The following is a 10141-nucleotide window of genomic DNA, read 5'->3' on the forward strand; positions in this document are numbered from 1 at the left end:
GGTGAAACAGTCCGCAATTGCTCAATTAGAGAAGTGTAGAGACCATAAATTTATGCCTTGAGTCTAACAGGCAAACTTGTATATACAAGATAAATGTGCCATCTTTATTTACATAAATACTAACTCGAGATAACAACAGTGGCCGATCTTCCAAAGTTTGCGTTGATAAAACAGTATATTATCGACAACATTCGTGCAGCTCGTTGGCACGAGAACGACCGGGTTCCCTCGGAAAATGAATTAGCGGATCAGTTTACAGTGAGTAGAATGACTGCAAGGCGTGCACTAAGCGAGCTCACTGAAGCTGGAATTTTAACTCGTAGCCAAGGGTTAGGTACTTTTGTAGCAAGCTTTAAATCTCAGTCTTCCCTATTGGAGATCCGAAACATTGCTGATGAGGTGAATGCACGTAATGGCAAGTACACCTGTACAGTATTAACGCTAGAATTAATTGCAGCCGTTGCACCTATTGCTATCGCTCTTGGTGTTGAAGCTGATGCACCTGTGTATAGAAGCGTTATCGTTCATAATGAAAATGAGCAACCGCTGCAAGTTGAAGAGCGCTTTGTAAATCCGCTGTCAGCGCCTGAATATCTTGACCAAAACTTTGAACAGATCACACCACATGAGTATTTATCTCACGTTGCACCGCTGACTGAAGCAAGACATACGGTGGAAGCCATTATGCCATCACAAGAAGTTTGCCAATGGCTTGGACTGTATAATGAGGAAGCCTGTCTGCAAATGATCCGCAGAACTTGGTCAGCAAAAGGGATTGTCAGCTTTGCACGCCTCATTTCACCAGGCAGTAAATACCGACTAGGTGGGCACCTCACCTTTAAACAGAAACAATAAATACAATACGCCGTGGCTAAAGCGCTACGGCAACATCATCAACACACATAATAACGCGCTTATTATGTAAAAAATAAGCACACAACCTAACGAAGCGAAGTTCAACTATGCTTTCCACTAGACTTCTCACTTAGGTTGTATATACAACAGGAGAGAGCAGAATGAGTGATAACCCAAGATTAGACCCAAATCGCGAGATCCGCGCACCACGGGGAACAGAGATCACCGCAAAGAGCTGGCTTACCGAAGCCGCAAAGCGAATGTTAATGAACAACCTTGACCCTGAAGTGGCTGAGCACCCTAATGCACTGGTGGTTTATGGTGGTATTGGTCGTGCCGCTCGCGACTGGGCATGTTTTGATAAAATCGTCGAAACGTTAGACCGCTTAGAAGAAGATGAGACCTTACTGGTGCAATCAGGTAAACCGGTCGGCGTATTCAAAACTCACAGTAATGCGCCTCGTGTCTTAATTGCTAACTCAAATTTAGTACCACATTGGGCGAACTGGGATCACTTCAACGAGCTGGATAAAAAAGGTCTGATGATGTATGGCCAAATGACCGCAGGCTCTTGGATCTATATTGGCTCACAAGGTATTGTACAGGGCACATACGAGACTTTTGTCGCGATGGCAAAACAACACTTCAATGGTGAAGCAAAAGGCAAGTGGATCCTAACCGGTGGCCTTGGCGGCATGGGCGGCGCGCAGCCACTCGCAGCAACAATGGCAGGTTTTAGCGCCCTCGTTGTTGAATGTGATGAATCACGAATTGATTTTCGTCTTAACACACGCTACGTCGACCGAAAGGCAACCACACTTGATGAAGCGTTAGCTATCATTAATGAAGCTAACGCTTCTGGGCAACCAGTATCCGTTGGTCTGTTGGGCAATGCTGCGGATGTTTATGCTGAGTTGGTTGAGCGCAACATCACGCCTGACGTAGTGACCGACCAAACTTCTGCGCACGACCCACTAAACGGCTACTTACCGCAAGAGTGGACTATGGCTCAGGCAGCTGCACTTCGTCAAAGCGATCCACAAATGGTTGTAAAAGCGGCAAAACAATCTATGGCGGTGCAAGTTAAAGCTATGCTAACGCTGCAATCGCGCGGAGCTGCAACAACTGATTACGGGAATAACATTCGCCAAATGGCGCTAGAGGAAGGGGTCGATAACGCCTTTGATTTCCCGGGTTTTGTTCCTGCTTATATTCGCCCACTGTTTTGCCAAGGCATAGGTCCATTCCGCTGGGTTGCGTTATCTGGCGATCCTGAGGATATTTATAAAACAGACGCGAAAGTTAAAGCGCTTATTCCAGACGACCCACACCTTCACAATTGGTTAGACATGGCACGCGAGCGTATTCAATTCCAAGGTCTACCTGCTCGTATTTGCTGGGTTGGGCTAAAAGATAGAGCACGCCTTGCACGAGCATTCAATGAAATGGTCAAAAATGGGGAACTCAAAGCACCAATTGTTATTGGTCGTGATCATTTAGATTCTGGCTCTGTAGCGAGCCCAAATCGGGAGACCGAATCAATGATGGATGGCTCCGATGCAGTATCAGATTGGCCGTTACTCAATGCCCTTTTAAATACCGCAGGCGGTGCAACGTGGGTCTCGCTACATCACGGAGGTGGCGTTGGTATGGGCTTTAGCCAACATTCTGGCGTCGTAATTGTTGCTGATGGCACGGACGAAGCTGACGCTCGTTTATCTCGGGTACTATGGAACGATCCAGGCACCGGTGTGATGCGTCACGCAGACGCAGGGTATGACATTGCAAAAGACTGTGCAAAAGAGCAAAAACTTGATTTACCAATGCTGGAAGGAAAGTAAGCATGTACTCACTAAATTTACTCCCAGGCCAGTTGACGCTGAATATTTTGCGTCAAATCAACCAACACCCTGTATCTTTAAGCCTTGATGAGTCAGCAAAAGCTGCCATTGAAAACAGTGCAGAAACTGTACAACAAGTGATTAAAGAAGGTCGCACTGTGTATGGGATCAACACCGGCTTTGGACTACTTGCTAACACAAAGATTGCTAAGGATGAGCTGGAGTTATTGCAGCGCTCTATTGTACTGTCGCATGCAGCTGGCATTGGCGAGCTGATGGACGATAGTACTGTCCGACTCATGATGGTGTTGAAGATCAACTCGCTATCTCGAGGGTTTTCTGGGATCCGCCTTAAAGTGATTGAGTTTTTGGCAGCCTTGCTGAATGCGCAAGTCTATCCATGCGTACCAAAGAAAGGGTCGGTCGGTGCATCTGGCGACCTTGCACCATTATCACATATGTGTTTACCGCTATTAGGGGAAGGCCAAGTACGTCATCAAGGCAAACTCATTGATGCCAAAGAAGGCTTAAGGATCGCTGGACTTGCGCCACTTACATTAGCTGCCAAAGAAGGCCTTGCGCTATTAAATGGTACACAAGCATCCACTGCTTTTGCATTGCAAGGCCTGTTTAGAGCTGAAGATCTTTATGCCCAAAGCTGTGTAGTTGGTTCAATGAGTATAGAAGCAGCGATGGGGAGTCGCTCACCATTCGACGCACGTATCCATGAGGTTCGCGGTCAGCAAGGTCAAATAGATACTGCATTTGCGTTTCGAGATATATTGCAAGCTCGTTCTGAAATCAGTGACGCCCATGTAGACTGTGAAAAAGTACAGGACCCATATTGTTTACGCTGTCAACCACAAGTCCTCGGTGCTTGTTTAACTCAGATCCGCCAAGCAGCTGAGGTGATCCTTATTGAGTCGAATGGTGTTACTGATAACCCATTGGTATTTGCAGATGCCGGTGACATTATCTCAGGCGGCAACTTCCACGCAGAGCCTATTGCTATGGCTGCTGATAACCTAGCGATCGCGATTGCTGAAATTGGTGCCTTAGCTGAGCGTCGTATAGCCCTGCTCATCGACTCAAGTTTATCAAAATTACCACCCTTCTTAGTTAATAATGGCGGTGTAAATTCTGGCTTTATGATTGCACAAGTCACCGCAGCCGCATTGGCCTCTGAAAACAAAACACTCGCACACCCAGGCAGTGTTGACAGTCTGCCAACCTCAGCCAACCAAGAAGATCATGTTTCAATGGCCACATTTGCAGCAAGGCGTTTGCAAGACATGGCCGACAACACTCAAGGTGTGTTGGCGGTAGAATACCTAGCAGCCGCACAAGGGCTGGATTTTAGAGCGCCACTTAAACCATCGAGTAAAGTAACAGAAGCCCACCATATTCTTCGTGAAGTGGTGACTTTCTATGATAAAGACCGCTATTTCGCGCCAGATATCGAAGCTGCAAATAATTTACTGGAGCAAGCAGCGCTGGCACACCTACTGCCAGCTCAGCTATTACCGTCAACTCCAGTTACATAATCTCAATAAATCGCATGACGATACTCAAAGCCGAGCTCAGTAATACGCTCGGCTTTTATAATGCGCTCCTGAGTTGCAGAGGATGCAAACGTCGGCTCTGGATTACCCAACTGTTTACAGTGGCGTTGGTAAAACGCTTTCCGTGTTGGATGAGATGGATAACAAATGTTATAGATATCTGCTGCTTCCTGCCAGTGAGCAACAATGCTAGTTATCGCCGCAACGACATCATCCCTATGTACCATATTGACTCGAGCATTTGCTGAGCTTGATAACGCTTTACCCGCAACAAACCTGCCAGGCTCTCGGTTTGGCCCTTGTAAACCAGCAAGACGTACAATCTTACCGCCACTATTTAGCACCCGCTCTTCAGCATCTCTAAGTATACTAACTCGTAAAGTTGACTTGTCAGCAAGTGCGCCTTGCTCGTCATATTCCGCGTCAGCTGTGTCATAAACCCCAGTGCTAGAACAAAGCAAAAACCCTTTAGCAGACATTTTCTTGGCAAGAGATAAAGCCTGCTCTAAGGTGTTAAGGTAATTACTATCAACCTGTCTGGCTCTTGGCGGGATAGCACAGATCCAATAAGCATGTTCTAGGGTCACAGAGTGCTCAACTTGGCCTTGCTCCGTCAACACGAATTGTCTAGACCAAGGATGAGTATGATGCAATTGTGTTCTCGTCCCCTCAACTTGCCAACCTTGTAGCTGAGCATGTTGACATATTGCCTCACCTAGCCATCCTGCACCTAATACCACAACATTATGATTTAATACTTTCATCTTAATAATAGCCTTACCCTTTGAGTTCACTTGTATTATCTATGTAAAACAAGTCAACGCAAACGGTAGCGTTCTGTTTTTATCTATGGTTTTATTATTGTTTGCACAAGCTAAAAATAAGAACTGTCATGCTCGAGAATTTATCCCTAAGAAAGAAAATATTGCTGTTGATCGGCGGTACTATTTCGATGTTGTTAATCATCGCATCAAGCTTTTTTGTAAATCATATCGCAACACTCTCAAGAGACGGGATTGAACGGGAAACACAAAGCTATATTCAGGCTGAAAAACTTGCCATGGAAGCATTTTTTGGTCAGTACGGCAAAGTCGTTGAAACCTTTGTCTCTACCCCACACAACATCCATTGGTTCGAGAATTACAAAACACGCGGTGCTGATCTTAGTCGTGATAAAGATTATCAAGAGGTTAACGAAGACTTAGTTCGGATAGCCCGTGGTGATGAAAATATTCTCTCGGCTTTCATCGCGTCTGCCAATACCGGTGAGTACTTTAAAGAAAACGACCGAACTTCAGCTTATTCTGATGGCAGACCTTACTACGCTTATAAACGTCCTTGGTGGCAAGAAACACTAGATGTCGGTCAGTTGTATGTTGGCCCAATTGCCACAGATATAAACACAGGGGCTGTTTCAGCCGTGATCCGCCAGCCCATTTATGGCAGTAATGGCAAACTCGTAGCTATGGGTGGTGTTGATCTGCAAATTAATAAATTAAATGACATGGTGGAGCAAATCCAGTTTCAAGGTAAGGGCTATGGCTTCTTACTCGATGGTGATTTAAAAGTGGTACATTTATCCGAGCGTACAGGGCATTCACTTTCAACAACGGACGAAGGAGCTAAAGGAAAAGAAGGGCTAGATGGGCTGGAGTCTCAATTTAATAATACCCATGGTTTTGCAGCTCTTAATAATGCAATAAAAAGTAACCCTGTAGGCTTTGCAAGTGTCACTTTCAAAGGACAGGAATATTATGTTGTATACGATAATGTAAAACTAGACAATCCACTTTTAGATTGGCATGTCGGCATCCTTATACCTGTTTCTTTAATTAACGAACCTGTCGACGAAGCGGTGATGGGTATCATCACCATTTTGATTGTTATTATAATGATTATTGTAGCCATGATTTTTATCGCTACACAGATGATCACAAGGCCGATTGTGGCGCTGACAGAAACCATGCGTGATATTGCATCTGGAGAAGGAGATCTAACAAGGCGCATCGAGATTGCCAGTAAAGATGAAGTGGGTCAACTTGCCCATCATATGAATACCTTTATTGATAAGTTAAGAGCCATGATGCTGGATACCGCCGCACAAGCACAGCAACTAAGTAGCGCATCGGCACAACTACGTGAAGTATCAAACAACACAAATAGTGAAATTCAGCGTGAGAAAGAGCAAGTAGATAGCGTCAGTGCCGCGGTCACTGAAATGGCCGCAACAGTCACAGAGATCTCTCGCAACGCACAAGAAACAAATCAAGCTGCTGACGTCGTGCAACGCGTAACCAATGAGGGAGCAAGCCGCTCTTCACAGGCACAAGACGTAATGACTGAATTGGCACTACATATTGGTGAGGCAACAAAAGTGGTAGCAGGTCTTGAGCAAGAAACCAGCAACATCGGAGCAGTGATAGATGTGATCAATGGTATTGCCGAGCAAACCAACTTACTAGCGCTCAACGCTGCAATAGAGGCAGCTCGTGCAGGTGAGCAAGGTAGAGGGTTTGCCGTTGTAGCAGATGAAGTAAGATCACTTGCAAGCCGGACACAAGAATCAACCGACGATATTCGTAATATGATCTCCCGTTTGCAGCAAATTGCGCAAAAAGCCTCTGTTATGATGCAACAAGGACAAGAGCGTGCAGAAGGTACTGTTGAAGAAACTCAAGCAGTCCTTAACGCTTTAACAGAAATTACAGAGTCAGTAAAAACAGTCCAAGATCAAAGTCATCAGATAGCTACATCAACTGAGCAACAAACGGTAGTGGCAGAAGATATAAATAACAGCCTCAATCAAATCAATGAGCTAGTTAATAGCACTGCCAACCACGCTAACGTATTGGCTGATGAGGCTCGAGATTTAAATGACTTGGCTAAAGCGCTTAACTCAACCGTTAATCAATTTAAGTTATAATCTATACGTTAAAGCATGCCGTAACCACGGCATGCTTTGATCTGAGGCAAACCCAAATCGGCTTGGACGCAGTACACTCTCGTCAATACTATAACTCGAGAGTGCGTATCGTGATTAATTTACCTATTTGGAATGACTCCCTTATCAGCAAGTATAATATCTCAGGTCCGAGATATACTTCCTATCCAACAGCGCTATCGCTAGAGACAGGCTATTCCCACAATGACTTGCAAACGGCAATAATGGGGTCAAACTCTCGAACGCTTTCCTTGTATATTCACATTCCTTTTTGTCATCAGCTCTGTTATTACTGTGGTTGTAATAAGATCATCACCCGCCATCAGTCAAAAGCCGATCTGTATCTTGATTATTTAGCCCAGGAGATTGTCGCAAAAGCACTTTTCTTTGAGCATTATACGGTAGAACAGCTACATCTAGGCGGCGGTACACCCACTTTCTTAACCGAACAGCAAATGACTCGGTTAATCACCATGTTGAATAACGCCTTTACGTTTTCAGATGGTGCACAGCGTGGTATCGAAATAGACCCCAGATCCCTCGCACCGAACATGATGCGTCACCTACATCAGCTCGGATTTAATCGTGTGTCTTTCGGTGTACAAGATTTTAATGACGAAGTTCAAACAGCAGTAAATCGCCCACAACAACTTAATGAAGTGCTCGCTACGTTAACTGAGGCAAGAGAGCTTGGCTTTAAGTCTATCAACATGGACATGATCTACGGGCTACCATTTCAAACGGTAGAGAGCTATAAAAAGACGATTGAACAGCTTATCGCACTGTCTCCTGACAGAGTATCAGTGTTCAATTACGCTCACCTTCCTGATAGATTTGCAGCTCAGCGAAAGCTAAAGGAAATCGATATGCCAAGTGCAAACGAAAAACTGGCTATCTTTAAACAAACGCTAGAGCAGATGACTACAGCAGGATACCAATTCATCGGTATGGATCACTTTGCTAAAAAAGATGATGAGCTGGCTATGGCGCAAAATGAAGGCCATCTTCACCGCAACTTTCAGGGCTATACAACCCATGGTGACTGCGACTTATTAGGCTTAGGTGTTTCTTCTATTTCGCAAGTTGGTCATATGATCTTGCAAAATGAGAAAGACTTAAAGCCATACTATCAAGCTATTGAAGCTAAGCAATGCGCTATTAGCAAAGGCATCACATTAAGTGATGATGATGAAATTCGTGCCTCGGTGATAAAGCAGCTTATTTGTCATTTTGAATTAGATAAAGAGCAGTTCGAACAACGTTTTGATATTGATTTTGATGAATATTTTTCTCAAGCTCTCACCGCATTAGCGCCGCTAGCTGCAGATGGACTCGTGACGCTAACTAAACGCACCATCAAAGTCACCAGTAGTGGGAACCTGTTTATCCGCATTATTTGTATGTGCTTTGACGCTTATTTACAAAACCAAATTAAAACTACACGCTTCTCACGCGTAATTTAGCCCTTACCTTTCAAGTTACTTCATTTTTGCCATTCGGTATCAAAAATACCGAATGGCACTTACCTAATTAGCCAAAAATAACGTCACAGCTTTGCTCTTTTCTTCTCAATCTGAAATGTTGATAATGAGTTTTTAACACCGTAGCATTCGGCTTGCGTCTGTAAATTAAGCAGCCATTAAAACAGGTAAATATTCATAGATTGATTGCTTTCATTGAGGTGAGTGCATGTAGTTAGTTTTTATTCTTTTTATTTGAAACCCAACAGCTCGGCGGGTAAACCGCCTCCTACCAGTGCTGCGCTTTGTTGATGTTGTGGTGGGAGCGAGTTTACTTCGCGATGTTACAGAGTAGACTGTTTTATTCTTTTTGTTTGAGAGACCCAACAGCTCGGCGGGTAAACCGCCTCCTACCAGTGCAGCACTTTGCTGGTGTCGTGGTGGGAGCGAGTTTACCTCGCGATGTGTTGATTGCTTTGTAATGTATTGATTGCTTTTCGAGGTGTTGATTATCTTGTGAGGTTTTCTTTTCAAATCCCACATAGCAAAAAACCCGCTGCATTGCTGCAAAGGGTTTCTTTTCGGCGGGTAAACCGCTTCCTACCAGTGCAGCACTATGGTGGTGTCGTGGTGGGAGCGAGTTTACCTCGCGAGGTGTTGATTGTTTTGTAATGTATTGATTGCTTTTCGAGGTGTTGATTATCTTGTGAAGCTTTCTTTTCAAATCCCACATAGCAAAAAACCCGCAGCATTGCTGCAAAGGGTTTCTTTTCGGCGGGTAAACCGCCTCCTACCAATGCAGCACTATGGTGGTGTCGTGGTGGGAGCGAGTTTACCTCGCGAGGTGTTGATTGCTTTGTGAGGTGTTGATTATCTTATGAGATTTTTTCCAAATCCCACATAGCAAAAAACCCGTCGCATTGCTGCAACGGGTTTCTCTAATAAGGCCCTGGCTCGCTACGAAGTAGGATGTTCTACTTTCACATGGGAAGCCCACACTATCATTGACCGGGACCGACCCTTCGCGGGCTCGCCTTCGAGCTGTTTTGTTTCACTTCTGAGTTTGGGTCACAAGAAACCGAAGCAACGCTTCCAGTTCGAGGAAGTGAGCGCATGGATACGCGAAGGGGAAATACTACATGGAAGTACTTTACTACAAATGCAAAAAACCCGTCGCATTGCTGCAACGGGTTTATCTAATAAGGCCCTGGCGATGTTCTACTTTCACATGGGAAGCCCACACTATCATCGACGCTGTTTTGTTTCACTTCTGAGTTCGGCATGGGGTCAGGTGGTTCCAAAACGCTATAGTCACCAGGAAATTCTGTTCATTAATGAAGTATCCTTCATTAATATAAATCTGGAAAAAGCTATTAAATTCTTTTGTCTACTTCAGTCTATTAACTTCTGTCGCTAAACCACTTTGGCGTTGTATGGTTAAGCCTCACGGGTAATTAGTACGAGTTAGCTTAATGCCTCACA

The 10141-nt window shown here is 44.7% G+C and carries 6 protein-coding genes and 1 rRNA gene; 5 read left to right on the top strand and 2 right to left on the bottom strand.

Annotated elements, in window-relative coordinates:
- Positions 1-138: 138 nt before the first annotated feature.
- From hutC to hutH, 3 genes are all read left to right on the top strand, one after another.
- Complete coding sequence (gene hutC / locus F9Y84_RS15080) at positions 139-855, top strand: histidine utilization transcriptional repressor HutC (RefSeq protein ID WP_147390280.1); 717 nt, start codon at positions 139-141, stop codon at positions 853-855.
- A gap of 161 nt (positions 856-1016) precedes the next feature.
- Positions 1017-2696 (top strand): urocanate hydratase, encoded by a 1680-nt coding sequence (hutU, locus tag F9Y84_RS15085; protein ID WP_147390281.1) that lies wholly within the window; start codon positions 1017-1019, stop codon positions 2694-2696.
- A 2-nt stretch (positions 2697-2698) separates the two neighbouring features.
- The gene (gene hutH / locus F9Y84_RS15090) at positions 2699-4240 is read left to right on the top strand and encodes a histidine ammonia-lyase (protein ID WP_147390282.1); all 1542 of its coding nucleotides are present in this window, start codon (positions 2699-2701) and stop codon (positions 4238-4240) included.
- A 2-nt stretch (positions 4241-4242) separates the two neighbouring features.
- Here hutH and F9Y84_RS15095 read toward each other — a convergent pair whose 3' ends face one another.
- Positions 4243-5022 (bottom strand): Rossmann-fold NAD(P)-binding domain-containing protein, encoded by a 780-nt coding sequence (locus tag F9Y84_RS15095; RefSeq protein ID WP_147390283.1) that lies wholly within the window; start codon positions 5020-5022, stop codon positions 4243-4245.
- 128 nt (positions 5023-5150) lie between these two features.
- Between F9Y84_RS15095 and F9Y84_RS15100 the strand changes: the two genes are divergently transcribed.
- Positions 5151-7181, top strand: a complete 2031-nt coding sequence (locus F9Y84_RS15100; protein WP_147390284.1) for a methyl-accepting chemotaxis protein — start codon at positions 5151-5153, stop codon at positions 7179-7181.
- 110 nt (positions 7182-7291) lie between these two features.
- The gene (gene hemN, locus F9Y84_RS15105; protein WP_147390285.1) at positions 7292-8662 is read left to right on the top strand and encodes an oxygen-independent coproporphyrinogen III oxidase; all 1371 of its coding nucleotides are present in this window, start codon (positions 7292-7294) and stop codon (positions 8660-8662) included.
- Positions 8663-9864: 1202 nt separating this feature from the next.
- Here hemN and rrf read toward each other — a convergent pair.
- Positions 9865-9978, bottom strand: a 5S ribosomal RNA gene (rrf, locus tag F9Y84_RS15110).
- Between the last annotated feature and the right edge of the window lie 163 nt (positions 9979-10141).

Origin of the sequence: Pseudoalteromonas peptidolytica, assembly GCF_012641745.1 — a bacterium.
GTDB classification, from domain to species: domain Bacteria; phylum Pseudomonadota; class Gammaproteobacteria; order Enterobacterales; family Alteromonadaceae; genus Pseudoalteromonas; species Pseudoalteromonas peptidolytica.